General features: G+C 55.2%; 25 protein-coding genes. 17 read left to right on the forward strand and 8 right to left on the reverse strand.

Features of this window, described 5'->3' with window-relative positions; all coding sequences use genetic code 11:
• Positions 1-44: 44 nt before the first annotated feature.
• Genes C444_RS08590 through C444_RS08610 form a run of 5 tightly spaced genes read right to left on the reverse strand, consistent with a single transcriptional unit; the run spans position 45 to position 8,482 of the window.
• Positions 45-593, reverse strand: coding sequence for a TATA-box-binding protein (locus C444_RS08590; RefSeq protein ID WP_004592316.1), 549 nt, complete (start codon positions 591-593; stop codon positions 45-47).
• Positions 590-3,559, reverse strand: a complete 2,970-nt coding sequence (locus C444_RS08595) for a DEAD/DEAH box helicase (protein ID WP_004592317.1) — start codon at positions 3,557-3,559, stop codon at positions 590-592. Before C444_RS08595 ends, C444_RS08590 begins: the two co-directional genes overlap by 4 nt.
• A complete protein-coding gene (locus tag C444_RS08600; RefSeq protein WP_004592318.1) occupies positions 3,556-4,113 on the reverse strand; it encodes a TATA-box-binding protein in 558 nt (185 codons plus the stop codon). The genes C444_RS08595 and C444_RS08600 overlap by 4 nt, the downstream gene beginning before the upstream one ends.
• A gap of 31 nt (positions 4,114-4,144) precedes the next feature.
• Positions 4,145-8,287, reverse strand: a complete 4,143-nt coding sequence (locus C444_RS08605; RefSeq protein ID WP_004592319.1) for an Eco57I restriction-modification methylase domain-containing protein — start codon at positions 8,285-8,287, stop codon at positions 4,145-4,147.
• A 3-nt stretch (positions 8,288-8,290) separates the two neighbouring features.
• Positions 8,291-8,482, reverse strand: coding sequence for a hypothetical protein (locus C444_RS08610; RefSeq protein ID WP_004592320.1), 192 nt, complete (start codon positions 8,480-8,482; stop codon positions 8,291-8,293).
• A gap of 612 nt (positions 8,483-9,094) precedes the next feature.
• On the opposite strand from C444_RS08610, the gene C444_RS08615 reads away from it, so the two are divergent.
• From C444_RS08615 to C444_RS08635, 5 genes are all read left to right on the forward strand, one after another.
• On the forward strand, positions 9,095-10,132 hold the full coding sequence (locus C444_RS08615) for a hypothetical protein (RefSeq protein WP_004592321.1): 1,038 nt from the start codon (positions 9,095-9,097) through the stop codon (positions 10,130-10,132).
• 56 nt (positions 10,133-10,188) lie between these two features.
• The gene (locus C444_RS08620) at positions 10,189-11,061 is read left to right on the forward strand and encodes a beta clamp domain-containing protein (protein ID WP_004592322.1); all 873 of its coding nucleotides are present in this window, start codon (positions 10,189-10,191) and stop codon (positions 11,059-11,061) included.
• 122 nt (positions 11,062-11,183) lie between these two features.
• Entirely contained in the window at positions 11,184-11,447 is a 264-nt protein-coding gene (locus C444_RS08625) for a hypothetical protein (protein WP_004592323.1), read from the forward strand.
• A 540-nt stretch (positions 11,448-11,987) separates the two neighbouring features.
• Positions 11,988-12,950, forward strand: coding sequence for an ArdC-like ssDNA-binding domain-containing protein (locus C444_RS08630; protein WP_004592324.1), 963 nt, complete (start codon positions 11,988-11,990; stop codon positions 12,948-12,950).
• 74 nt (positions 12,951-13,024) lie between these two features.
• On the forward strand, positions 13,025-13,777 hold the full coding sequence (locus tag C444_RS08635; RefSeq protein WP_239641278.1) for a hypothetical protein: 753 nt from the start codon (positions 13,025-13,027) through the stop codon (positions 13,775-13,777).
• Here the strand turns inward: C444_RS08635 and C444_RS08640 are convergent.
• A complete protein-coding gene (locus C444_RS08640) occupies positions 13,742-14,626 on the reverse strand; it encodes a hypothetical protein (RefSeq protein ID WP_004592326.1) in 885 nt (294 codons plus the stop codon). The genes C444_RS08635 and C444_RS08640 overlap by 36 nt on opposite strands.
• Positions 14,627-14,726: 100 nt before the next feature.
• Between C444_RS08640 and C444_RS08645 the strand changes: the two genes are divergently transcribed.
• Positions 14,727-15,668, forward strand: coding sequence for a DUF6610 family protein (locus C444_RS08645; protein ID WP_004592327.1), 942 nt, complete (start codon positions 14,727-14,729; stop codon positions 15,666-15,668).
• A 111-nt stretch (positions 15,669-15,779) separates the two neighbouring features.
• On the opposite strand, the gene C444_RS08650 is transcribed toward C444_RS08645, so the two are convergent.
• Complete coding sequence (locus tag C444_RS08650) at positions 15,780-16,280, reverse strand: GNAT family N-acetyltransferase (RefSeq protein WP_004592328.1); 501 nt, start codon at positions 16,278-16,280, stop codon at positions 15,780-15,782.
• 505 nt (positions 16,281-16,785) lie between these two features.
• Here C444_RS08650 and C444_RS08655 point away from each other — a divergent pair.
• The 6 genes from C444_RS08655 to C444_RS08680 all read left to right on the forward strand — a co-directional run bounded on the left by C444_RS08655 (position 16,786) and on the right by C444_RS08680 (position 22,613).
• Positions 16,786-17,631, forward strand: a complete 846-nt coding sequence (locus C444_RS08655) for a DUF6884 domain-containing protein (RefSeq protein WP_004592330.1) — start codon at positions 16,786-16,788, stop codon at positions 17,629-17,631.
• Positions 17,632-18,246: 615 nt separating this feature from the next.
• Positions 18,247-19,467 carry an orc1/cdc6 family replication initiation protein gene (locus tag C444_RS08660; RefSeq protein ID WP_049909352.1) on the forward strand — a complete coding sequence of 407 codons (1,221 nt, stop codon included), beginning with the start codon at positions 18,247-18,249 and terminating at the stop codon, positions 19,465-19,467.
• 183 nt (positions 19,468-19,650) lie between these two features.
• Positions 19,651-20,331 (forward strand): hypothetical protein, encoded by a 681-nt coding sequence (locus tag C444_RS08665; RefSeq protein ID WP_004592332.1) that lies wholly within the window; start codon positions 19,651-19,653, stop codon positions 20,329-20,331.
• A 35-nt stretch (positions 20,332-20,366) separates the two neighbouring features.
• Complete coding sequence (locus C444_RS08670; RefSeq protein WP_049909353.1) at positions 20,367-21,134, forward strand: hypothetical protein; 768 nt, start codon at positions 20,367-20,369, stop codon at positions 21,132-21,134.
• Positions 21,131-21,658, forward strand: coding sequence for a hypothetical protein (locus C444_RS08675; RefSeq protein ID WP_004592334.1), 528 nt, complete (start codon positions 21,131-21,133; stop codon positions 21,656-21,658). Before C444_RS08670 ends, C444_RS08675 begins: the two co-directional genes overlap by 4 nt.
• 601 nt (positions 21,659-22,259) lie before the next feature.
• Positions 22,260-22,613, forward strand: a complete 354-nt coding sequence (locus C444_RS08680) for a DUF7344 domain-containing protein (RefSeq protein ID WP_152420797.1) — start codon at positions 22,260-22,262, stop codon at positions 22,611-22,613.
• Between the two features lie 119 nt (positions 22,614-22,732).
• Here the strand turns inward: C444_RS08680 and C444_RS08685 are convergent, their stop codons facing one another.
• On the reverse strand, positions 22,733-23,122 hold the full coding sequence (locus C444_RS08685; protein ID WP_004592336.1) for a response regulator: 390 nt from the start codon (positions 23,120-23,122) through the stop codon (positions 22,733-22,735).
• 289 nt (positions 23,123-23,411) lie between these two features.
• Between C444_RS08685 and C444_RS08690 the strand changes: the two genes are divergently transcribed.
• From C444_RS08690 to C444_RS08710, 5 genes are read left to right on the forward strand one after another with little or no spacing between them, the layout of a single operon-like run.
• Positions 23,412-23,702 carry a hypothetical protein gene (locus tag C444_RS08690; protein WP_004592337.1) on the forward strand — a complete coding sequence of 97 codons (291 nt, stop codon included), beginning with the start codon at positions 23,412-23,414 and terminating at the stop codon, positions 23,700-23,702.
• Positions 23,699-24,013, forward strand: a complete 315-nt coding sequence (locus C444_RS08695; RefSeq protein WP_004592338.1) for a hypothetical protein — start codon at positions 23,699-23,701, stop codon at positions 24,011-24,013. Before C444_RS08690 ends, C444_RS08695 begins: the two co-directional genes overlap by 4 nt.
• The gene (locus C444_RS08700) at positions 24,004-24,210 is read left to right on the forward strand and encodes a hypothetical protein (RefSeq protein WP_004592339.1); all 207 of its coding nucleotides are present in this window, start codon (positions 24,004-24,006) and stop codon (positions 24,208-24,210) included. The genes C444_RS08695 and C444_RS08700 overlap by 10 nt, the downstream gene beginning before the upstream one ends.
• Entirely contained in the window at positions 24,207-24,446 is a 240-nt protein-coding gene (locus tag C444_RS08705; protein WP_004592340.1) for a hypothetical protein, read from the forward strand. Before C444_RS08700 ends, C444_RS08705 begins: the two co-directional genes overlap by 4 nt.
• 58 nt (positions 24,447-24,504) lie before the next feature.
• Entirely contained in the window at positions 24,505-24,870 is a 366-nt protein-coding gene (locus C444_RS08710; protein ID WP_004592341.1) for a hypothetical protein, read from the forward strand.
• Positions 24,871-25,032: the final 162 nt, after the last annotated feature.

The following is a 25,032-nucleotide window of genomic DNA, read 5'->3' on the forward strand; positions in this document are numbered from 1 at the left end:
ATCTGATGTCTATTTCGGGGATAATCACGACCAGATAGCTTGGATTATTCTTCGAGGTAGGTCATTACCTGTTCCTGTAGATGCTTGAACGCATCCTCGGCAGTGGCCACGTCAGAACCACCTGTGATGACTATCTTTCCATTGGCAAAGACCAAGAGAACAGCTGGATGGTCAGCGGGCCGATAGATGAGTCCGGGGAACTGTTCTGGCTCATATTCCACGGATTCCAAACCCAACGCGACAGAGAGCGTATTCAAATCGACTGGGTCATCCAGCTGTGCCGTACAAACGACGTTCTGTACTTTGAATCTGGTTTCAGTCTCTGCGTTTACGATGTCCAGCTCGGATAGTGCCGTGAGGAACGCGCCGTTTGTCTCGTACAGCTGTTCCAACGTCGAGCATCCACTGATAATGTATTTTCCACTCCGATAAACCGTGATGAGCGGACCATCCGCAACAAGTCGAAGGTAGAGACCATGATAGTTTGAAGGGTTGTATTCGGTGTACGGCAAATCTAAATCGGACTTGACCTCGGCGACATCAAGTTCCACACCCAAATCTCTCGACCCGACAGCGTTCGCAATAGAGATCATTCTTCCTTTGTCTCTGTAGAAGAGACGACATACGCCGCTGTTACTAATTCCGGTTCTTGGGGAGTAACATGCTTCTCTTCCTCAAGCCTGGATAGCTCCTCTTCACGTTCTCGTCGTAGACTCTCGAGCTTCTGCTTCGCGTTCCCAATCGGCGCGGACATATCCGCACCCTGCTCAGCACGGTGTTGGTACTGCTCTAACCGCTCTTCCCATTCTTCGATTTGCTCTTCGAAGTATCGCTCAGCGTGCTCACGTTTGATTTCGATCTCCCGTTCTCGTTCGGTTCGGGCCTCCTCGGCGAACGACTCAACGTGCGTCCATGCTTTCATCTCTGCAGCCTCGTAGAGATCCTCCGCCATACTCGAGAGCCGATCAACCTCATGAGACGATGAGATATCGCTAAGAGCCGTCGTCTTCGAGAGCTCAGGAACATCAGTTGTCACACTACCATCTGGGCGAACAAAGAGACGAACCAGCTTCTCGGTCACCACATCCCCAGCACCGGAGACGTAGCCAAGGCGGTAATTGAACAAGATTCCAGGGGTTTGAGACGCCGTCGCAGCGACCTTCGTCACAATTTCACCCTGGATACGGTCGCCGTCCAGGCAGAATTCGATGAGCGACTCGACGAGAGGATGGTCCAGCGAAATGAACTCGACATCATCCTCCTCCATCGCGATATCCTTGGTGAACGTGGCGCGTGGGTACTGTCGTGCTACCTGATTTCCACTCAGGACCTCAGGGACATCCAACTGGAACACGTCCCCTTCCATCCGGGCCGGTCCGGGTCGAACACCCTTAATAGAGCCGCCGAATTCGCCGAAGAACACACGCACGAGCGTCTCGATATCGTCCTCAGACACCTCACCGTGTTGACTGCGTTCGATCACGTCGAGAATCTCATCGTCTTCGCCGGAGAGATCGAAGCGGTCGCGAATTAGGAACTCGTTTTCGACGGTCTGAATCGCCTCACGTTTCTCCTCGATGGTCGCCTCGATATCGGCGACGACACGTTCAGTCGGCTCCCCTTCAGCAATGGCCGCCATAATCGTCTCGTCCAAGTCGACGTCCTCGAGGACGCGACCGAGGACATCAGAGCGCATCCCGAGGTCCGACTCGATCTGGTTCGTCTTCTCGATGAGCAGGTTGAGGATCTCGCTCTCGCGGGTATCGGCGAAGAAGAGATTCCGAATCTCGACCGTGTGCTCTTGGCCGTAGCGGTGGAGCCGCCCCATCCGCTGGTCGATCCGGATGGGATTCCATGGGAGGTCGTAGTTCACCATGATGTGGGCGAACTGTAGGTTGAGCCCCTCCTGGGCGGCGTCAGTCGCAAGCATCAGGTTGGCTTCCTCCTCGAATTTGCTCATCTCTTCCCGTCGACGGGACTGCTCGAGGTCGCCGTACACCTGGGCGACGTCGTGGTCAGCGAAGACCTCGTCACGTAGATACTCCAGCGTGTCCGTGTATTCGGTGAAGATTAGGATTTTCTCGTCGGGATCCTCTGAGAGAATGCGGTCGACGAACTGCCGGAGCAATCGGGCCTTCGAGTCCGTCTCGATGTTCTTGGCCTGCTGCCAGAGCTGTTTCACGCGGTCCAGTTCCTGCTGGACTTGCGACTGATTGAGCGTAATCGTGACTGTCTCAAGCGCCTCCTCGACCCGAGCGCGTTCCGCGTCAGTGAGCGTCTCGGGTTCGGTACTATACCGCGGAATGAGGTCCTGAACCTCATCTGGGAGGTCTTCGGCGACGGCGTCGTTCTGAATCGCCCGCATCCGGTTTTCAAGAGACTTCCGGATCGCGTAGATACTCGAGACTAGCCGCTTCTGGTAGATCACCATCGTGAACCCCGCCGCCTGGTTCTCCTCCTGCTGGGCGAGATTGTAGTACTCGCGGATGTACTCGGTGACGTCGTCGTACAGCTTCCGTTCCTCACGGGTCATCTCGACCGGCAGCGCCTCGATGTTCTTCTCGGGGAACATTCGGGTCCCGTCGGTCTCATACATATCGTCCTTCAGCCGCCGGATCATCAGATCCTCAAGCGCCTCGGGACTGATCTGTGACTCGTGGCTGAAGCGATACGGGTCGAGCAGGCTCACGAGGAAGTAGAACTGGTCCGACTTCCCCTTGTGGGGGGTCCCGGTGAGGAGGAGCAGTGAATCGGAGTTGTTGGCGACCGCATCGCCGACTTTGTACCGCTCTGTCCGTTCGATTGAGTCGTCGCTCGACCGGCGGGCCGTGAGGTGATGGGCTTCGTCGAAGACCGCAACATCCCACTCCTCGTCGAGGTTTTGGAGGGCATCGAGGACAGAGACGCGGTCCGACTCGGGGTCGTCGACGGTCTGCTTCGCGAAGTCGATGGAGGTGATAATGAGGTCCTCTTGCTTCCAGACGTTCTGGTTGGGGTGGGACTTCCGGTGTGTACGGACCGTCTCGCGGTCGTAGATGACGAAGTTGCGGTCGAACTTCTCGCGCATCTCTTCTTGCCACTGGACGGTCAGCGGCGCCGGCGCAACGATGAGCACCCGGTCGGCCCGGTCACGGGCGATGAGCTCTTCGATGACGATGCCGGCTTCGATGGTCTTCCCGAGGCCGACCTCGTCGCCGATGAGGTAGCGGTGGTCGTAGGAGTTGAGGATTTCGTAGGCGGCCTGTACCTGGTACGGTTCGATCTCGATGCGGTTGCTGGTCAGCGAGAGGAATCGATCGTACTTGTAGGCGAGATCCAGCCGGATCGCCCGCTCTCGAAGGTCGTAGTGGAGTGGGGCGTCGGACTGGCCTGCTGCGAGGCGATCGACGAGCGAGTCGAGTTTCTCGATGTGAGGGAGGCCGCTGGGGAGTTTGCGGAGCTGGCCCTCCGAGGTGTAGACGTGGAGGAGATGCCCACCGTTGGGCCGTTGCTCGATTTTCGTGATTTCTCCACGCCCGCCGGCGAACTTGACTTGATCGCCGACCTCGAAGTTAGTCATTGAGAATCTCTATCGGAAAATAGCCGCTCAATACGATCTTTGAAATTATTGAAAGCAGCTTCAGCTTCCCCGAGTGTCCTAACACCTGTTATGATACACTGCCCGTTGGTGGGTATTGTTATTAAGCAATCTGCGTTTTCTGGCCAATAATATACGAACGGTGATTGTTCAGGCTCATACTCAACATTCTCAAGTCCCAACGCAATAACGAGGGTATCTAAATCAATTTCGCGACCAAGCTCATCCTTACAAATGAGATTCTGAACTTCGGGACGTCCTTCTTCAGAATCATAGCTGATCCCCAGCTCTCCCAAGGTTTCATTCAGACGATCATAGAGGTGTTGAACTTGCTCATTTGTCTTCACACCAACTATCGTATATGCACCCGATGAGAATAGAATAATGACTGGCCCCCCCTGAGCAAACCTGATCTGAAGCCCAGGGAATTGCTCCGGCTCATATTGGATATTTTCAATATTGAGGTCATTATAAAGCGTATTAAGATCTAATTCCACTCCGAGGTTGCCTGAGGCAACAATATTCACAATTTCCATTTTCAGAGATCTATATCCTTGTTTAGGCTATTCACCGGTCGTCAACGGATGCTTCAATCAGGTCGATTTGTTTCTCGGAAAGGCCATACATGTCGTAGACCTGTTCGTCGATCTCCGTTTCCAGTTCTTCGATCTCCTGCTCCAGTTCCTCTGCTTTAGAATGAATCTTAATGTAGCGTTCCATTCCCCCCTCTACATCGCTCACTTTTGGCAGCTGAAGATCACTCAGACGGTCGATTAACGACTTAGTTTTCGTGGCTGTTTCCCGGAAACCTGCGAATCCTCCTGCTTCTTCAACAGCGACCGGCACGAAGTCAAGCAGTAATCGCTCCATCATACGATCAACTCCAACGAACTGCATCGCAAGGATAGGCTCAGTTTCTGTATAGCCCCATTGATCTGTTTCGTAATCTTCGCGGTCAACAGGTTTGTAGCGAGCGGTAGCGTACAAATTTACGGTTCCATTTTCTTGTTTGACGCTTACCTCACCTAATCTAAGGTTCTCTTTTTTGTCAGACGTGTCGGTGAGAATAGTTTCATTGAGATTGCTTGCCGGCATATACAACTCGCCAAGACTTTGTCCTTCGGTGTAATCTCCGAGGTAATCTTTCAGATTCAGATTTAGCGAATCTAATTCTGCTGTACGCTCACAGACTCTCTTGACGAGCTCTTCTAGCTCATCACCAACAGGTGCAGGAATGGGGAGCTGATCTAGGTAACTACAAGAGTAACTGTAGTACCCTCCTCGTTTGATCCGGGAGATAGAGTGAAGATAGAACTCGGCAACTTTGGAATTAAGCACTCCAAGAAGTGCTTCAGCTGAGAGTTCTCTTGGAACTACTGAAAAGACTCGTGCGTTACTATACCCTCTTCCACCTTCATCAATACAAAATTGGTTCTGTTTAGATTCGCCGGAGGTAACGATCTTACGAGAATTGAACACCGGAATTCGCCCCGGTCGTGTGAGCTTATACCAGTCATCGCCTTCGATATTCTCTCTTGAATCCTGACGCTCAGCGAGCTCTTCCTTATGTGAAACTAAGTAGTCGTATGCGTTAGGGTACTTGTTCTGTAATGTAGTAACTGAGAGTAACTGAGTTTCTCCATCAACCTCTTCGTATGGGTAGATTGATTTTTTGCTCGCTTGTGGGAGATGCCAGCGTTCAGGATCTCCACCACGAATTACGTCAAGAAAAATTTCGTCTTCTATATCGGATTTTTCTGCTTCTTCGGGGTCAAAAAGGAGAATCTCATCCCTGCCTGTGAACATTCCAGTACATGATTCCGCGAATTCAGTCAGTCGTGGATTCTCTTCTAATTCATCAATTAAAGCTTCCTCTGACTTGCTAGTGAACGTCCATTCCTCATCTGCTGGGAGAGCTGTCTGATACTGGTCAATAGCATCAGATTCAGCCTCATTACGTAAGACATCAACTAATTCATCAGATAGCGAGTTGACCTTAGTGTAGTCAACGGTAGTTTCCGTGGGTTCGTCAGGTTTCCAGACGATGATACCGGCATACGTTGTCGCGTCTTCAAAGACAGGTAGATCACCGAAATCCACTATTTTCTCCACATTTCGATTAGCTAAGAACTCACGCAGCTTCTCCCCATAAGTCGAGTTCCGAAACTGTAACGAGGAGATATACGATGCTGTTCCACTAGATTTACACAGTTCTGTTGCTAGTTCGAAAAACATTAACGAAACATCTATTCGACGATACGCGACCTGATATTGTTGTTTTAGATAATCAATCAAATCATGATCTAGATTCTGAACTCGGACGTAAGGCGGGTTTCCGATGACCGCATCAAACCCTGGATCACCTATCTTCTCACCCTCTTGATTATAGAAGACCTCTGGGAATTCTAAACTCCAATGGAAATATTGGCTCTCTTCAGACCATTTTTGTGCCGTCTGGAACCAGGAAGTATTTCTAATACCTTCCCAGCTACTGTCATCTTCTAACGATGAAGCCATGCGTTTGTACGCATCTGAAGGTATACTGTCACAACCAAACCGTTCGGCAGTATGGACATTTGCCATTGCCTCCAGACGTTGCCGGAGCTTGTTTCGTTCAAATTCGTCATACTTGGACTCCATCTGCTTTACGTCAGCTAACTCTTGGTTTTCGATTGCGATGAAGTCCTGATATATCCGCATAAGCTGCTCAATAGTTCCCTTACGCGCGACACCGAAGTCAGCTAAAGTAGCATTCTGACCATTCCCACCGGAATCGGATTCCAATTCTTCGATCTCCTCGATATCGCTGCCGACTAGAGAGTTCCCGGTCTTCAGGTGGTGATCAAGAAACGCAAGTGGTTGTTCAGCGGCGAGCGTCCTAAGCCACATCGAAACCTTTGCCAACTCGACTGCGAGCGGATTCAGGTCTACACCGTATATACATCGCTGAGCGACTTGTCGTCGTGCCCAGTTGATATCGTGTCCCTCATCGACGGTCTCAATACCCTGTTGAGCGGCTTGTCGCTCCTGTGCATCGATAATTTCACGAGCCAGATAATCGATAGCACTCGTGAGGAAATGTCCACTTCCCATTGCGGGATCAAGAATTTTGAGATCGAATATCTCTTGGGCGAACTCCTCGGCGAATCCGCCCTCATCGAACGCGCTTTGGCCAGCAAGATCTATCCGGATATTTTCAACCAACGGTCCGAGTGTGTTTTCAACAATATATTCGACAACGTATTCTGGCGTATAATACGATCCCGTTGTCTTCCGCTCACCAGAACCAGTGGTGAGATATATTTCACCACTCTCAACGACGATTTGGTCGTTTTCATCAGCACTCACATATTCCCCATCGGAAAGGGATAATGGCTCATCAGCGACGTGGAGTTTGTACTCAAGAAGCCCTTCGTAAATGCTCCCGAGGTGGCGGACGTCCAGCGACGAGTAGTCGACGAAGATCTTCCCGCTGCCGTTGCCGTTCTGACTCCGGGTGAGCAGTTCGATAACCTCAGCGAGATAGGCGTCCCCGACCTGGTGGTTCGCGAGGAACCGGGCTTCGACGCTATCGTCCTCGTCCGGATCAGTTCTGAACAGCCCACCGTTGTATGCCGGGATGTAGAGGTCCTCCTCAGGGATACCGCGCGACTGACTGCCCTGGTCGATAAGTTTGAACAGTTCGTCCAGTCGGTCCCAGAGGTTGTCCTGCCAGTCGCGATACTTCGGATTCGGGCTGTCGAGTTCTTCAGCGACATCCTGCTTGAGCGTATTCAGACTGTAGGATTTCTCGTAGATCTCGTTGTTCGTATCGAGCAGGTCACGACCCTCACTTTCTGCGTAGAGCACGAAGATGAGCCGGTAGAGGTAGATGAGCGAACTGTCGTGAATGAGGTCGAGATCGTCCTCGGAGAGGTCGTTGTCCGGGTACTGCATGAATCCCTCCGAGAGCACCTTGATCGCCTCGTAGATGTTGTCCTGGAGGTCCTCTCCCAACTCCTGAGCGAAGACGTTGGACTCGTCGTAGACTTCATCGAGGAAGCACTCGCCGCTGGAGTCCTCGAGGAACGCGCCGTGCCTGAAGAAGAGGTAGAAGTATTTGAAATCCTCAAGATCTCCCTTTTCGAGGACGGTCGGCAGGTCGATCTCGTAGTAGGAGTCGAGGCGATGGCTCGTCGGGCCGTAGTAGAGCCGCCACTTCTTCCCGTCAGTGAGGACGGCCCACCGCGCCGGCGTCTCCTGTAGGTAGACGTGAATCTGGTAGCTCGGGTTCTCGAAGTCCCGTTCGTGTTCCCCACTCCCACGGGTGTCGAGTGGCCGACCCCAGCGCTTGGCGTCCGCGACGGCGACGGCGTCCTTGTAGAAATCGCCTCCTTCCTCGCGGCGCTCGAACGCACCGCGTGCGGCGTCCTCGGATTCGAAGAAGCCGTAGTCGGGCCGCCGTTGGGTCCGGCTGGTGCTCTCCTCAACCTCAAAGGGGATGCCCAGCTTCCGAAACATCGGCCGGATGAACTTCTCCTCAAGTTGGGACTCATTGCGCTTGGGCGCAGTTTCTTTCTCTCGCTCCCATAGGTCGATAATGTCCGCTTTCGCTTCGCGGAGTTCGTCGTCGCTAACCTCGTCCCACGCCTCGGTCTCAGGGAGGTGCTCGTCTAGATAGTAGTTCGAAAACAAGTCGCGATTCGTCCGGTAAGTGAGTGCCGTTTGCATACGTTATAGTGGAGTGACGATGAGGAACTGATCCGTGTCCTTGCTGTCGATGATAGCGTGAGCGACTTCTTTTGCATCGGCAACGTCGACATCGACGTCGTCGCCAATCTCAGCCTCAAGTTTTGCGAGTTCAGAGCCTGAGATGTTCACCCGGCCGGAGTTACCTGAGTTCCGGGCGATGCTCTTTCGCGTCATTCGAGATGCTCGGATTGAGCGGCGTATACTACTTAGTCTTTACTTAGACTATTTCACTCAGATAATACGAAAAGAACGGTAGAGAACGTCCACATTACGGATGACTACTCGTAATCTGGTACTTACAGAAAGGTAGTGCTTTGTACAGACCCGCGAGAAGGCGGATCAGTTATTTACTCAGAAGCCACCGTACAAAGGGTTCCTGACCAACACTGATGCCCGTGTGTCAGCAACAGACTGTGACTCATGACGACAGCACCGAACTCTAGGAGTTTGGTGAAAGCACGATAGGGGAGTACGGAGAGTGGAACGCAGGTGGAGGGGAAACGGGGCACGTTGGAGGGCAGCGGGTCGAGCACTTAGCGCTCGCCAACACTGGGGGTCAGTTGGGGAGTGATGGGGCAAGCGTGTCGGATACTTTTCGGGGACCGCCTCCGACCGGCGGCTACCTACACATACTGGCCAGTGGATAATCAAGCCCCACAGAGTGTTTCTGACTCTGAAACACTCCTTCTGGGTCGGCTCTTACCAAGCACAGCGAAACAGCCGAATTCCTCTCTGTATTGACCGTGAGCCAGTCCAAAATTTTGTGTTCCTCTGTCGGGTGAGAGGATGACTGACCTTTCACTCGGTACGTTCGAAGACGGAGACAGCGCCGACAACGACCTCGATCCCGATGCTGCAAGCATCGCCCGATGCGCGACGACGTGTCGCGCTCCTGACCGTGACGACAGCAGTTGGGCCTCCCCGGACGAGGACTGGGGGCTGACAACACAGCGGCCGGCGTCGTCGATCAACACGTCGGCTGGTCGAGCAACCAAACAGCAAACCCGGTGGGTCGTCGATGGGGACGTCGGAGACTACGTTGAGCAGTACGCAACTGGTGACCTCCTGCAAATCCCAAACACGTACGGCGACTTCAGTTCAGTCGACACTCGAGTCACATTCGTCGACGGGCTCGCTGACAGCTACGGGTACGGCATTGACACACAGGCTCTTGAAAAGGCATTCCGAGTCCTCACTGGCGGTGGCCGATACACTGCGTCGCAATATACTGCCATCCCGTGCGGGAAGCAGCCATGGATTCTGACGGGTCCAGAAGGGACGCTCTTGTGCAGCTGTATGCCCGTCGAACGGCCGGAGAATCCATACACGAAGGACCTGCGGACGCCAGAGACAACCCTGCAGATCGAGGAACAGAACCAAACAGTCCGCACGGGAGCCGCTGAGTTTGCTCACTTGCTGTCCGACGCTCTCGGTGTCGATATCGAGGGTGTAGAGTACGCAACAGTACGCGGGCAAACCCAGCACTCGTTCATCGGCGAGGAGGACAAGTTTTCGATCAAGGCTAGTGACTTAGCACAGTTGCACGGGTTAACATCCGACCCATCCATCATCCAGGCGGGGATAGGCCATGGAGTCCAGCCCCCCAGCGGTGGCGACCCAATCTCGGTTGAGTGGGACGGGCCGGAGCATCCGGTTGGATATCTCGACGAGGGAGACGTGATCGCCGGCTACGAGTTTACGTGGGAACAACCTGAAGAGTCGCTGGAAGACGTTGCAGTCGTTCGCGAGTACCGGATCACACGGAACTACTCGCGATGGACGGTTGACTACTATACCCACCGCCTTGCGTCAGTCGTCCCCTGACCGACGCCGCCAACGGCATATTTTGTGTGCCCTCCGGCAAGTGGAGGGAAATCGAAATGTCACAGTCTACAGCGGCCAGTAGCACCGAAGCAGCAACCACCGACGCCGAAACGAGCGTGCCAGAGACGCCGGCGGACGGTGACGCAGAACTCGACACTGCGGACCTCCTGTCGCTCAATGCCCCGCAGCATCTTCGGATCAGCGGCGAGGTCCAGTTGTTTGAGCGGATCTTCGCGGCGGCTGGCACGGTCACAGACAAGACGCGACTCGGGATTGCAGAGTCGGGAATCGCCATCCGGGCGGCCGACCAGCAGGGGCACGCGATGGTTGACCTGCGTGTCTCTGCAAGTTCGTTCAGCTCCTTCGATGCAGGGAGGGGGACACTGGGAGTGGATGTCGGACGAGTTCGCGATGCACTCTCGATCGGCGACGCAGGCGACCTTGCACAGTTCGCACTCGATGCAGCGAATAGCACACTAGAAATCAACATCGACGGGATAACGCGCACTATTTATCTTGAGGCGGTTGAATCGCTCCGCTACCCTGTCGAGATGCCAGAGATAGACATCCCGGCAACCGTCCATCTGAGTCCAAATGACATCTCGCTCGGTCTTGAGGCAGCGGATATGCTTGCCGACCGGTTTGACCTCTCTGTTGACTCCGATACCGGAGAAATGCAGTTCGCCGCAGACGGTGACACTGACAGCATGACCTACCGGTGGGACGACACGGATCTCATCGCCTTCGAGCCTGCGGATGTCGAAGTGAAACTTGACTCGTCGCTGGTCAAATCGGCGAATGCTGGCCTGCCAGACGGCACTAATCGGGTTCTCCATATCGGAGACTCAGTCCCGCTTGTGCTGAAATCGGAGTTCCCCGACGCCGATGGAGCGATGCAATTCGTGATCGCGCCGAAGCTCCCGAACTGACTCGGCTCCCCGTGGTTTTGCGGAAACGGTGGTGTGTCTTAACCAACAGCGACCGCCATACTTCTCGACTGTTGGTTAGCGCTAATTTTGTGTCTCCCCGGTCGGGTGAGGGATTTTCCTCTATGGACCCGACCGAAACAGTGCCAGACTACGAGCGCTTCGAGCGCGAACAGATCGCACAGGACCGTGACCGGCAGCGTCCCAATACCGTCGAGATTGACGAGCCACGAGGCCGTGAGGTGGTCACCAGTCTGCTTGACGAGGGGCTGGTTGAACCGATTCCGGAACAAAACGTCTTGCAGCACGTTCCGTCCGGGCAGTGCTTTGACTCCGACATGGCGCTGGTGTACTTCCACAAAGGCTGGGAGGCCAGAGGCGAGGAGTAGCGGATTCGCGTTTGTTAGACTCTTAAGCCAACAGAACGAGCTACAAGACTATCTATTTGCGTTAACTACTCTCGGAAAGAATCAATTGTCACAAACACACATATAGCACAGGTAAAGGACTTGTCTGCAGAGATATATATCAGATAGCAATGAGTGAAACCACTAGCAATCAATTCTTTCGGAGCCGATTCGGGCTAGGAGCTGAGTGCGTAGTTATTGGGATCCTAGAGTTTCTCTGCGTCACGGTCGTCCTCTTAGTAGACGAGAGCTCATTGCAGTTCAGCCTTCTTGCAGGTACTGCATTGGGAATATTCACTACTGTTTTACGCTATTTAGTCCAGCGCTGAAGGAGTTAGCCACCCACTCACTCGGATTGGGGTGGTCTACTCAGCTGCTGTGAGCGCCACCTGAACTGAACAACTCGAAGCATCGTAGACTGGGGAGACACGATATCAATGTGTCTTAAATTAAACAGCGAATTTTCTGACCCCCAGTGGAGGTGCGGGGGCGTGCCCGAGAGCGCGTCCCAGAGACAGATTAATGTCAACGATACAGTCAGAGACACCAGAGCAGTCGTCCAGCCAGCAGACCACTTGCACCTTCGACGATTCGGACTCCCGGGACGAGGAGATGCGCGACCAACTCGATGCGTGGGTCGAGGATCTTGCCGACCTCACCGACGAAGCGCAGGCCAGCGAGCAGTTCCAGCAGTGGCTCGACGTCCAATCGAAGTTCCATGATTACTCGGCTCGGAACACGCTACTCATCAAGCTCCAGTGTCCCGAAGCAACCCGAGTTGCGGGGTACAATACGTGGCAAGACGAGTTCGACCGGTACGTCCAGCAAGGCGAGGACGCGATCTGGATCTGGGCTCCCATTATCACGAAGAAGTGCCCCGAATGCGGCAATTCGCCGTCGTATCACGAGAACACGGACTGTGAGTACGACGAGACAGAGCCCGAACAATGGCGGCGGGGACTGGTCGGGTTCCGGCCAACGTCGGTGTTCGATATCTCTCAGACCGAGGGCGAACCGCTTCCCGAACTGGAGACAGAAGCACACGGCGACCCGGATGGACTTGTCGAGGACCTGTTGGACGCGACCGACGAGATCGGCGTCGACGCAAGAATCGTCACTCCGGAAGAGTGGGAGCATGGGTCTGCACGGGGCGTTTGCGAGCGTCGGAACGTCATGACCACGAATCCGATGGTCGAAGCGGTCGACCGAGACAATCGGGCCGCCCTCGCGAGTACACTCATCCACGAGTTCGCCCATGCAGAGCTTCACTTCGATGTCGAGGATGAGGCGGAGCGGTCGAAACGCGAAGTCGAAGCCGAGGCAGTCGCCTACGTGGTCAGTCGTCACTTCGGGCTGGACCCCGACAACTCGGCGTTCTACTTGGCGGCGTGGGACGGCGACGCACCAGAGACGCTTCGGGACCGGTTGGACCGTATCTCGTCGACTGCGGCGGATCTGATCGACGCCGTCGAAGGTGCCAGCTGAGAGGGAGCGGTATCTTTCCAGACGTGCTTGAGAGGAGTGTTTTGTGACTCCCCTGGTGGGCGAGGGAGTCGAATATGCGTTCACAAGCAGCGTCGGGTAGCAGTCCTGTCGGACAGTTTCTGAGTGTCTTAGCTGACGTGCGTGACCAGATCGGAGGGCCGTACTACCTCGGAGATGCCAACGGGCGGTTGGAGTGGCCCGACCGAGGAGTGTACTTTTTCTTCTCGCCAGCAAGCGACCTCAGACAGATGCCCTCCACAAAGTGGCGACTCTCACGGATCGGTACCGTCGGCGTCAGTACCGGTTCGTCGAACACGCTCTGGAACCGACTCAGGCAACATCGTGGGAATGTTCGCGGGAAGTACGCCGGCGGTGGCAACCATCGTGGTTCGATTTTTCGCTTGCACGTTGGACGGGCGCTGATCGAGAAACACGGCTGGCACGACGAGTATCCCCACTGGGGCGAGCAGAATCCCGACGCCGAGACGACTGCTGTTCGCGAGCAGGAACACGAACTTGAACAGCGCGTGTCGGAGTACATCCGGGATTTGCCGTTTCTGTGGGTTGACGTTCCGGGCGACCCCGGACCCGAGTGTGACAGAGCCGAGATTGAGTCAAATACCATCGCAATGGTGTCGAGGTATCGTCGATCCGCAGGGCCATCGGACCTCGATTGGCTTGGATACCACTCGCCGAAGTCTGAGGTGTATCAGTCTGGACTGTGGAACGTGCGACACGTCTCCGACTCGTTCGATCCGTCGGTCGTGGACCAGTTATCAGAGTATATTTCGTCAACGGAAGCGCTGGACCATCAATCGCGGATCTGATGGCAGGTTCCGCAGCGAGAACTCAGTACGCTCGGTTACGACCCCGTAGGCAACCCCAGTCAGTGGCGCAACCACGGGAATCCACGCCAGTACTGAGATGAACGGCTCCACCGAGGAGGCCTGCCAGATTCCAGCGTACATCAAAATCATGTAAACGGATGCAGCAGCTGTCGACAGTCGCCATCGGACTCCCGCCACGAGCCCGGCCAGTGGGAGGCCATAGAACGCTACATCACCCGCAAGCGAGGGCAAGGGAATGGCGACAGCAATCGCACAGAGATATGTCAGGAACATCGCTGTGCCTCCTATGGACGCGACGAATAGCCGTCGCCATCCAGCACGCTCGTCGGTGTCGTCCTGGACGGACTGCTCGTCGCTTTCCTCGGTCGTCGTGGTGACTGCAAGAGGACTCTTCGACTGTGTCTGAATGTGGCTGGGCTTCGAACGCGGGGCATTGCGAGACTGCCCGTTGGCCTCAGTTTCGCCCTCGACTTCCTCGGTGATCGGGACTTCGCTCTGCAACGCAAGGACCCTGTGAGTGTCCTCTTCTGGACTGCTTGCTGGCTCTTGTTTCGCTGACTCTGGCAGGTTCAGGCGTCCCGTCTGTGTGATGTCTTCTTCGCAGAACGAGCACACTGTCAGGAGGTTCGTGGTTTTATTTGTCCCGCCGTTCTCGGCGGGGATTCGTCGCACGACTTCCAAATCCTCCGCAGGGAACCGCGTCCCGCAGTTGATGCAAGTGTTGTTGTCCAACTGCTTCCGGAAGACGATCCGGTACGCCCAGTCTGGTGGGTAGTCGCCCCGGTAGTTGTCAGGGTCGTCGTACTGCGATTCGATACCTTCCTTCATTCTGCTCGACACTTCTTCCCGTCTCCGTATTTAAGCCGCGGGGTCGTTTTGTGCCGCGCCTGCCAGCTGGGCGCGCCGGTCGGTGCGCTCGGTGTTGTTCATGTCTTCTGAGGCTCGACACTCTTGGTCAGCGGCGGCTGTCGGCGATGCACAGCAGGCTGAGTACATCGGGTTCCTTCACCGGGAACCGTTCGTAATCGATGCTTACCGGCTTGGATTCGCCGTCGGCGTTCGCGAGGACTACACCTACCAGTCCTCGCTGCGGAACGTCGACGTCCCGATTGAGATTCTAGACAACGACTTCCGGAATCCAGACTTGGACCGGTACATTGAGCGCTTCGAGCGATGCGAGCCGTCGGTCGGGATGCTCGGCGATGCATACGACCAGCAGGAAGCGCGACGGTACAACCAAGCCGCACGGGAGCTGAAACGAAAGTTTCCGGAGACAGAGGTCATTATCGTCCCGAAGTGCCGCGACGCAATCGACGTGATCGACGAGGACATTGTCTTGGGCTATCCGATGGGCTACTCCGACCAGACCGCCGACGAGTACACGGATATTGTGGACTGGCGGGGACGGCGAGTGCATCTGTTGGGAGCAAGTCCCACGAAACAGTATCCGGTGATCGAGGAGCTAACACAGCCGCGGGTGACTGGGCAGGAGCCAGCCGATATCGTTGGCGTCGACTGGAACGGGATTCATCTGGCGGCGCTTCACGGCGAGTATTTCTCACCACACGGCTACGGGAGTGCGGACCAGCTCTCGATACGGGAGACGGTTCAACAGAGCCTGCGACACATCCGGTCATACTGGAAATCGCGGGGTGTGTGGCCGACCGTGAAGAAAGACCGGACCCCGCTAACAGCGGAACCGATGGACCCTGTCTGGGCTGCTGACGGTTCAACAGCGACTGTGAGTGGCCTTGAGGATGCGATTGTCGTTGAGTATGAGAACGGACAGACGCTCGCGTACCGGAGCCAACACGAGCGAGACAGGGTGGAATACCGGGCAGGTCTCACTCCCAGTGAAGTTCACGGCTAGAACAGCTACTGCCACTGAGGCTCTTACCGAACTCAGTGAAACAGTATTGTCTGAGTTATGTCATAACCACTGATGATGAATACAGGGCGCGAATACAGCAGTGCAACGTCGTCAGTCTAACATCCTTTTCATCTCTTCGACCGGCACTTCGGTTCCATCGTCGTATTCGAGTGTTTGCTCTGTCACCGTTTTATAGCCGCATTTTTTATAGAACGGCACTGCATTGAGCGAGGCCCAGAGGCCGAGCGAATCGACCGAGGCTTCTCGCGCGAACCGTTCTAGCTTGTCAAGCAGCCGTGTTCCAATCCCTTTCCCCGCGGCGCTGGGATGAACATACATACCGGTGATTTCCCCGTGGACATCGACTGTGAAGTACTCGTCGGCCTCGGGTTTCATCCAGCCGAATCCGATGACGTGTTCGTCTGTTTCAGCAACGAGGAAGTGCGTTTCGGCATCCCCAATGGGATACAGCGAAGCATCAACCCCGCTTTTCCACGCTGAAATCTGTCGCTCGTTATACTGCTCATTCCCGACTGCTTCGATAGCGGCCCTGTTGACCTCACACAGTCGATCTACGTCCGCTTGTGTCGCGTCACGAAACCGTACATCCATACGGCTCTCTAACAAAACAGAACTGTATAATTTTGCTCCCATGATCTCGAATACTGTATCCAGCCTCTATATCTTGCTGCCAATTCGCACCAATGTCAGTTCCTCTATGATTATTTCACCAGATTAGGCAAGAGTCACCACTGAACAGCCGTGTATCCCGTAGAGCCGCAATTTTTTGTCTCCCCCACGGGTGGGGAAGTTCCAGATATGAGCGCGAAACTGTCTCAGGAGACTGCACCACAGTACAGTTGCCCGAATTGCGGTTGCACGAAGGCACGAGACTACGGAAACGACGGTACAAGAGAGTGTTCGGGATGCGGACGCGACGCGACACCAGACCGGAAGAACTACGGTGCAATTTTGGATCCAAGCAAAATCACACCTGAGTCAGTTGATGCACCTGCTAACCACCCAGAAGCACATCTGCCCGGAAGCGTTGCCAGACGGCCACAACTACTGATTCTAGCACCTGATTTTGTGACTCCCGGTGGGGCGAGGGAGACAGATGACCACCACACAGACTGAGCGGACCCGTGGCCGCTTCGTACTCATCGGATGCGGCGATGCGAAAACCGACCAGCCAGTTGCAGTTCGCGATCTCTATACATCCTCGTACTTCTCGGTCAAACGATCGTATGCCGAGGCAGCTGTCCAGTGGGCTCGAACTGCTGACCGACGAGCGAACACCTGGGCGGTTCTCTCTGCAGAACACGGGATCTTGATGCCCCGGCAGACGGTCGCCCCGTACGATACGACCATCGAGGACCTGCGCGACGACCCCATCGAGGGAGAAGCCAATTATTGGCTGCCGTCAGGGGAACAGGTCGAAACCCGCCTTGACCGCTGGGCGCTCCGTGTCCACTCGTCTCTCGGTGATTGGCTCCGGCGGCCTTATGCTGCCGATCAGCAGGAGTCCCCCTGCCGGGAGTTGGTCGTTCTGGCTGGCAGCGACTACGTCGACGCGCTGCGTGAGCGCGACATCTTCGACGGCCGACCAACTGCGATTCGGGCTGGGCGAGAGACGTACACTTCCCTTCCGCCGAAAGCGACAGTCCGCTTCCCCTTCCAGGAGCGTGACTTCGACGGGATGTTCGACCAGATGGACTGGCTTTCAGACCGCGTCGAAGAACTCTCGTCGGCAGCGGCTCCAGCCCGACGATCAGAACTCTCGGCCTTTGACGGGGGCTTCGAGCGCGACTCTGCTACGTGGCAAACAGGCCACAGTGGCGTCGACGTTGAGGGGACTGAGCAGGCAGGGCTGGATGCATTCGAGAACGTCCCTGAGCGGTTCCTTGCCACGAGACAAACGAGTCTTGCGACCGACGGCGGGGAGAGAGAACAGGATGGATAGCGTGCAAACCCGCGATATTGAACGTACAGCGGATATCCAAGTTTGGAGTCTAGACCTGGGAGGAAATCACGAGCAGACCCCTAATGGGGGATTTCACACACACACCAGATTTGGAGTCGAGATATCTTAATATGAGTGTGCTTGAGTCCCGCGCTTACGGAAGCTGTACTTACTGTGCTGTCTCATCTTTCTCTTCCTTTCACATTCTAGTTAGACTAGACTAGAAGGAGACACCAGATTTGGAGTCCAGACACATCCGTAAACATGCTTCGAGAGTTTGTCCCCAGCCTCTCGCGCTTCTGGACTCCAAATCCGGTGTGTGTGTTGACCGCTTCTTACCCAACTCCTAGAATAGATTTCAGATATAGACACCCAGTATCGACTCCTATCCAATCTTCCACAGAGATGTCTCATCAACAGCAGAATCTGAGGACCTTTTGACTGCGTTTTGATGGCATATGATACAACCACCCAGTACACTCCAAATCCAGTGTGTTCCGATAGATTTGGAGTCAATTGAATATCCAATAGAATTAGTGATGAGGAGCTAAAACTACTATCTTCACTCCAAACTAGGTCCATAGGTTTTTGTGCCATCAATAAGATATGCGAGATATGCCAGATGCAGGGGACCAAGGGGGCGACCCCCTTTTCGACGCTCCTGTCGTGGAGCATCGGAACGAGATTTTCAAGAACCGAGACCTCGTCGACACGGATCACGTCCCTGACGCCGACCGCATTATAGGCCGTGACGAACAAATTGAACAGGTAGCTCACGAGATTGGGGCTCTTGTTGTTGGTGAACCGGCCAGCTCGGTGCTGATCTTCGGAAAAACGGGAACAGGAAAGTCGCTTGTCGCTAAACATGTAATGGGCAGGGTCGAAGCAGAGGCTGACCGTCGTGGTGTCAGTGTTGGAACTGCCTATATAAACTGTTCACAAACTGACGGTCCTGCCCGAGTCCCGCGCAATATTGGCCGTCGCATCAACCCTCCTGAAAGCGGCGTCAAATTCCCGTCCCGCGGTATTTCGACTGATGAATACTATGAGCGGCTATGGTCGATCCTTAACCAGCACTACGATGGTGTTGCCATTACGCTCGATGAAGTCGACAGACTTCGCGATGATTCCCCACTGATGATTCTTTCTCGGGCTCGAGAAAATGGTTCAATAGATATACCCATTAGTATCGTGGCAATCTCGAACAAGATCGACTACCGGAATCAGATGAACGAGCGGACAAAAAGTTCGTTCGGCCATCGAGAGTACGTGTTTGACCCATACGATGCCAACCAATTACGGGAGATTCTTAGGAACCGATCAGACGCCTTCCACGAAGGGGTGATTGAGGAGGGAGTCATCCCCCGGGTGGCAGCTCTCGCTGCGAAAGAACATGGCGACGCCCGAAAGGGCATTGAACTGTTGTTTTCACTCGGCAAATACGCCATACGAAACGGTTATGATACTATCTCAGAAGAAGATGTTCCAAAAGTACGCGAGATGGCTGAAGCCGAACGGCTTCGCGACCTTATTACGGGCTTGCCAGCCCATTCCCAGCATGTCATCGGAGCACTTGCAGCGCTTACAATTAGTAATTCTGATGAAGGGTGGTTCCGGACCTCGAAGGTATTAGATGCATATAAAAAACTCTGCAATGAGCACGCTGTCGATCCAGTCACCCATGAGCGTGTGAGACAACTTTTGGAGGAACTGTCATTTCTTGAAATCACCGAGTCACGGAACCAACACCAAGGGAGCAAAGGACAATTTAACGAGCACACGCTCAATAAACCCCCAGAGATTATCAAGCAAATCTATAGAGAGACAGCACCGTGAGCGACTGTGGCTGAACCTCTTGGGTCTCCTCAATAAGCACGCTCACTGACCGGTTGTTTCAGCCAGCTGGATGAATAAAGAAGCCGTATTCACAACGCTTAATCAACACCCCCTTAGTATCATCGGGTCTGTTGCTTAAATCCTTGAGCTGAGTGATTTTCTGTTCCTCTGGCGGGTGAGAGGATGACGGAAACTGATCCGACTCAGACGCAGGACGGACAGCCAGACCAGCAAGCCGGCTTCGACTTCAGCAAGCCCAGTCAAGAGCACGAGATCGAAGTGTCGTATTCGTGGGGGTATGTCGACACCATCTACATGGACGACGACGGTGAACTCGTCCGCGCACAGGATACTGACGGTTACTACCGCAACGACGAATCGTTCGAGTGCACCTGTGGAGAGACATTCGGTTGCGAGAGCAAAGCAAAATCTCACATCCGAAGCGAGGGCTTCCGAGGCCCACCAGTGCCGGTCGCCGGCCATCCAGAAGCATTGCGTTGGGACAACGAGACAATGACCGACTTCGGGGGGAATGTGGAATTCATTCCAGACGTAACGAACACCGCCGCGAAAGTTGTCGACGGGGCTGACTACCTGATCGCAACGGCCCGGACAACACTGACGCCACCAGCGGACCACGAGTTCGACAGCTGGGAGCCACTGCAATCCGGCCGCCTGTCGAATCACAATGGCGACTCATTGTTCTCGGCGCGGATCTTGTCGAAGGCTATCGCGACGCTTTCGACCGGACATCAGTACGTTCCAGACCGCTACACCATCTACTTTCGTGGGCACACAGCACTGTACTTGGAGGGGCCGAGGGGCGGCATCATCATCGCTGAACGACTCCCCGGCCTCGACTGAGACGGCGGTTTTCTGTTCCTCTGGCGGGTGCGAGGATGTCCACACACTCAGCGTCGACGCGAGCACAGTCGTTTCAGCATCGCCCGCCAGCAGACACAGGGGAATGTTCCTGTCCGATTCACGCCAACGGCGACCCGTTTACCGCACCTCTCGGGATTCGATTTGCCGATCATGTCGCCGTGGAGCCAATCGACAGAGAGACCGCAGCCGCCGTGTACGAGGCGCATCACTCATACATGGAGTCGCTGCCGTCGGTCAACCTCGCTCACCATGGGATGTACTTTCAGGACTCGCTAGTCGGGGCTATCACGTACCGCTACCCGCTCATCTCAAAGAAGCGAATCCGGTACGGCGTCGACGGCCAGCTCTGTCCCGAGCCCGTCGAGATCGACAGTCTTCCAGCAGAGATTCGAGCGACCGCCCGGCGGGTGCTTCCATCGACGAACACGGCAGTCGTTGACAGCGAAGTGGTATCCGGCGACTCACTCGTCGAGGCTGCGCGGATTTGCATGGGCGTTCGGATGCCAAACCTCGCGTCGGCAGCGCTAGCCCGCTCACAGGAGCGATTCTTGCAGGCTGACGACCGTGACACTCGCTTCTTGTTGACGTGGGTACGCTCGGACTATGATGGCGCGATGGTTCGGGCGCTGCAAGACAAGGGCTGGACCTGTACGGGCTACCGTGAACCGGGACAGGCAAGCAACCGCGAGAACAAGCCGATTCGTGAGCGATACAAGTGGCGCTTTCTCTGTCCCGTGGACACTGCTCGCGAACAATCAACACTTGCACGGTGGTCTCAGTGACCGACGTCCAGCCCGAGGCAACGGCTGAGTGCTGTCGGTTCTGCGGAGAGAGGGCCGATATCTCCGGCAAGGCGTACACGTATGTCCGGTGGCCCGACGAGGTTGACCGAGAAGACGGCGTGTTCCGATTTACGATTTGCCGGGAGTGTGCGCTTCAGGACCGCGACAACGTCGAGCAGGCCGCTCTGCTTTTCCACGAGGCAGATCGAGACTATCTGCTTACCTGCGATGTCTGTGGAGCTGTTGGCTGCCGGTCTGCAAGCACCCGCCGTCCAGCAGCGGAGACGTATCGGCTTGCAAGCATCATCTCTTGGTCGGTGACGATCAACGGCTTCGACGGGGCGACAACCTCCTGCAGTGAGTGCAGCCCCATCGTGCCGGTCGACTGTGTGAAACGTCCCGACCGAACATACGACGATGAAGTGCCGCGTCTCGTCGAGCCCCCGTTTGACTCAGCTGCGAGGACAGCGGACGATGCTCCGGCAGACAGTACACAGGTCGAGATCGGCGGGTGGACTGGGTAGCCAGCGGTAGTTCCACGAAACCGGTGGGCCTAATCAGTTAATGAGCAGTACAGATTATAGCCGTAGCAGTGAATTCTCATCTGATAGAGAGAGTTAAATACACCTCTCAGTTATAAGACTCAGTGACCGTGTGGTGGTAAGATCGCCACCCCTACGTGTTACGCAGTCCGATTATGACCTCTCGATCAAATGCTAATCCCACAGATGCGCCAACAGATAATTTCGAATCAGCCCTCAAAACAGTCATTTTGGAGTCGTTCGCAGAGGGGGTCGCTATCGAGGGCATGTGGGAGGTAACTCCTCCATCATCGGTCGTACCCAACTGGCGAATTACCATCGAGAAGACCGACAACGCAGACACCCCCAAAGACGAGTCTACGTTCCTTGATGAATAGGCAGATCCCCGTAGCGATCTGTCTCAGTAGACCCTGATACGTATCTGTAGAGGAATCAGCTCCACCGACCATCCCTCCAGTATGTAAATAGAGCTACCAATACCGAGTATTTATATACTGACCGACTGAATTTTAAGAATACACCGCTGAAGTAGGCCAATACCGACAGGAAGCGGGTGATGGGTAGGCGAGGTATGCAGATAACGATGACAAAGACACAACACACTGCCAACGAAGGAAGTACTGACTCCGATCTATCTGTAACGACTATCTTCGAATTACTCACGAGCGAGCGCCGTCGACGTGCGTTGCAGTATCTGACACAGGCAGTCGGTGCTGTCCCGATTAGCGACCTCGCCGACCAACTTACACTCTGGGAGGGCGAACACACCCGCGAGCAGTACGAACGGGTCTGTACCAGCCTCTTCCACGTTCACCTTCCGAAGATGGCCGACGCTGGAGTCGTGCAGTACGACCCAGCATGCGAGACAGTCCACCCACAAGAGGCTATTGAGCAGATCACGCCCTACCTCGAATTGGCCGGACTCTCGGACCGTTAGTAGAAATATACTTCTTCTGTTCGGTACGCACGCTTACTGAGGGGCGTATTCGCTCTATGACGACTGAAATGAATGTACGTCTGTAGTACCGACTTGTCCGATAAGTCGCGGTTTGGTCACTACATCGTACTGCGGATCTGTTCGGCTAGAAATTCGTACTGTTCAGCAGTCGCCTCCTTTTTTACATAGCCTGTGGGGCCGACGGCGATGGTACTACCAATAATCGTCTCACGGTCCTGCGAAGTGAAGAAAACAACCGGGAGTTGTGGATACTTTATCCGAATCATCCGTAGAAATTCAAGTCCATCTACTCTGGGCATATCGAAGTCTGAAATGACACAGTCCGGCTTGTCGTTGTCGATTATTTCTAGAGCTTCGGTGGCACCAGAGGATACGGCGACACTGAACTGCTCGTCTTCGCGTTCAAGAAACCCCTCAGTGAGGTCCTGAAAGTCCGGTTCATCATCAACATGGAGGACTTGGATCGCCTCTTGAACACTACTCGACATATTTAGCTATTTTATCACATTTGCAAAAACGACATGGGTGTGATTATTATATTTGATAGCTGGGGCGGATTTTGCGCCGTGCGCGGCCCGCGGATGTCACTGCCAGTAAGGCGTCACAGAACAGTTCGCAAGGTAATTATTTTCAGAACTGTCAAAAAGAATCGCCTGTTCAGTACGTAGTTTTATTGAGCAGGTATTTCAGCCAACGCAGTAAGTAGAAAACTTCACCCACAGCAACAGCGAGCCCCAATTTTGTGTTCCTCTGGCGGGTGAGAGGATGTCTCGAAATATGTCCTGCCGTCGTTCGGAAGACCTGTCACAGCCAACCACCTCGCAGTTCGTCGAGTCCATCACGGCGACTGTTCGAGGGCAGTCCGGCAGCGCCGATGTTCAAGCAGTTGTCCTCCGTGCGGTGGCCCGGCGCTCAGACAGTATCGACCTCCCGGATGTACTCGAACTTCGCTCGCTCCTGGACGTCGACGGCGAGCAGGTAGACACGCTGGAGGAACAGGTTACAACCATCATCAGCGCCATCGAAGCCGAACTCGCCGGTTGGGACCGCCGGGAGGTCGCTGCATGAACGCAGCAGACGTGGCCACGTTGGGCGATTTCGGTGCTGGTGGCCCATGCTCGGATGTGCTGATTGACACACAGAGCGCGGCACAGGAGGCTGCCGTCGGTGAGTGGGAATTTCTCGCCGCTGGCAACGACACGATCGGCTGGCATATCCCCGACACCGGAGCGACAGTCCTGCTTAAACACAGTGACGCTGGCTGGACGCTCGAACGGGCGACCAAACTGGTCGGGACACGAAGCACACTCGACGCCGGGCTGGAGCTTGCCAGCTCGTACATGGCGGATCGACCGGAGGGAGCGTCGGCATGGCGATGATCGAGCGCGAGCAGTGGCGTCGTGAGGAACGCCATCGGGTTCCGGCCGCGCTGGCACGGGCCCGGTTCTGGCAGTCGGTTGCGCCGCACAAGGTCGGCTTCTGGGACGCCGTCGACGAGACGCTTCTGGCTCACTACCCGGGCTGTCGGTACAAACGCAGGACGACGCTCGACGACTTCCGAGAGGAGGATTCATGAGCGACACTCCTGACTCAATTCTCGACAAACTCCCTCCAGAGCGGTTGCTGGACGCCGACCATCTCCAGCCAATCGTCGCCGGCATCAACTGCATGCACTCAATGGAGACGGTCAAGCGGTATCTCGCATACGAGAACAAGCACCAGAACCGGACGCCGATCCAGTCTCGCCTTCGAGAGCGGGCACGGGAAATCCGTCGCGATGAATTGGATGCCGAGGAGCAAGCCATCGTGTGATTTCTGTGCCCCAACGGAGTGAGGGGCGTCCCACAGAGGACGTGCCGCCAAACCGACTATGACCGAGAATAAGACAGATGAGACGGCTGTACAGCAGTGCGACGACCTCGATATCGACCCTGATGCCGTGGATATCGGTGATGGACTGAAAACGACCGAGGGCACGTCTGCACTCGCCGTCGTCGGTGTTGACGCTGAAAAGGAGCGGGTGAAGGTGTACTCCCCGTCCGGCGAGCTGACGGTCAATCGCTGGGTGAGCATGGACCTGTTCAGCGTCCACTCCCCGAACGAGGACATCCAGACCGACGCCGACCGCGAAGCGTGGCTGAACGAGACGCTGCCGAAGAAGGCTACGCATATCGACGGGAACGTGTACCCACTCAGGTATGCCATCGACGAGGACGGGAACGTGATCGCGGAATAATCGAGGAGCCGTACCACTCTCTCTTTCGCTCACTCTCACGCTCACGGTTCCCGAGCGCAAGCGCTCGGGGGACACGCTCCACCTTGGACCGGCAGGCCGGTCCGGCGGTCCCGCTTCAGGAGGTAGGTGAGGCTCATCGCGATGAATCGGATGGCAGGGAAC

Source organism: Haloarcula japonica DSM 6131 (assembly GCF_000336635.1).
Lineage (GTDB): Archaea > Halobacteriota > Halobacteria > Halobacteriales > Haloarculaceae > Haloarcula > Haloarcula japonica.

Bases quoted from the DNA above. Each gene is read 5' to 3' on its own strand.
- C444_RS08605 (WP_004592319.1), bottom strand. From the start codon at position 8,287: ATGCAAACGGCACTCACTTACCGGACGAATCGCGACTTGTTTTCGAAC.
- C444_RS08620 (WP_004592322.1), top strand. From the start codon at position 10,189: ATGTCACAGTCTACAGCGGCCAGTAGCACCGAAGCAGCAACCACCGAC.
- C444_RS08680 (WP_152420797.1), top strand. From the start codon at position 22,260: ATGACAAAGACACAACACACTGCCAACGAAGGAAGTACTGACTCCGAT.
- C444_RS08660 (WP_049909352.1), top strand. From the start codon at position 18,247: ATGCCAGATGCAGGGGACCAAGGGGGCGACCCCCTTTTCGACGCTCCT.
- C444_RS08690 (WP_004592337.1), top strand. From the start codon at position 23,412: ATGTCCTGCCGTCGTTCGGAAGACCTGTCACAGCCAACCACCTCGCAG.
- C444_RS08615 (WP_004592321.1), top strand. From the start codon at position 9,095: ATGACTGACCTTTCACTCGGTACGTTCGAAGACGGAGACAGCGCCGAC.
- C444_RS08655 (WP_004592330.1), top strand. From the start codon at position 16,786: ATGACCACCACACAGACTGAGCGGACCCGTGGCCGCTTCGTACTCATC.
- C444_RS08595 (WP_004592317.1), bottom strand. From the start codon at position 3,559: ATGACTAACTTCGAGGTCGGCGATCAAGTCAAGTTCGCCGGCGGGCGT.
- C444_RS08670 (WP_049909353.1), top strand. From the start codon at position 20,367: ATGTCCACACACTCAGCGTCGACGCGAGCACAGTCGTTTCAGCATCGC.
- C444_RS08635 (WP_239641278.1), top strand. From the start codon at position 13,025: ATGCGTTCACAAGCAGCGTCGGGTAGCAGTCCTGTCGGACAGTTTCTG.
- C444_RS08610 (WP_004592320.1), bottom strand. From the start codon at position 8,482: ATGACGCGAAAGAGCATCGCCCGGAACTCAGGTAACTCCGGCCGGGTG.
- C444_RS08650 (WP_004592328.1), bottom strand. From the start codon at position 16,280: ATGGATGTACGGTTTCGTGACGCGACACAAGCGGACGTAGATCGACTG.
- C444_RS08590 (WP_004592316.1), bottom strand. From the start codon at position 593: ATGATCTCTATTGCGAACGCTGTCGGGTCGAGAGATTTGGGTGTGGAA.
- C444_RS08705 (WP_004592340.1), top strand. From the start codon at position 24,207: ATGAGCGACACTCCTGACTCAATTCTCGACAAACTCCCTCCAGAGCGG.
- C444_RS08700 (WP_004592339.1), top strand. From the start codon at position 24,004: ATGGCGATGATCGAGCGCGAGCAGTGGCGTCGTGAGGAACGCCATCGG.
- C444_RS08695 (WP_004592338.1), top strand. From the start codon at position 23,699: ATGAACGCAGCAGACGTGGCCACGTTGGGCGATTTCGGTGCTGGTGGC.
- C444_RS08625 (WP_004592323.1), top strand. From the start codon at position 11,184: ATGGACCCGACCGAAACAGTGCCAGACTACGAGCGCTTCGAGCGCGAA.
- C444_RS08640 (WP_004592326.1), bottom strand. From the start codon at position 14,626: ATGAAGGAAGGTATCGAATCGCAGTACGACGACCCTGACAACTACCGG.
- C444_RS08685 (WP_004592336.1), bottom strand. From the start codon at position 23,122: ATGTCGAGTAGTGTTCAAGAGGCGATCCAAGTCCTCCATGTTGATGAT.
- C444_RS08600 (WP_004592318.1), bottom strand. From the start codon at position 4,113: ATGGAAATTGTGAATATTGTTGCCTCAGGCAACCTCGGAGTGGAATTA.
- C444_RS08710 (WP_004592341.1), top strand. From the start codon at position 24,505: ATGACCGAGAATAAGACAGATGAGACGGCTGTACAGCAGTGCGACGAC.
- C444_RS08630 (WP_004592324.1), top strand. From the start codon at position 11,988: ATGTCAACGATACAGTCAGAGACACCAGAGCAGTCGTCCAGCCAGCAG.
- C444_RS08665 (WP_004592332.1), top strand. From the start codon at position 19,651: ATGACGGAAACTGATCCGACTCAGACGCAGGACGGACAGCCAGACCAG.
- C444_RS08645 (WP_004592327.1), top strand. From the start codon at position 14,727: ATGTCTTCTGAGGCTCGACACTCTTGGTCAGCGGCGGCTGTCGGCGAT.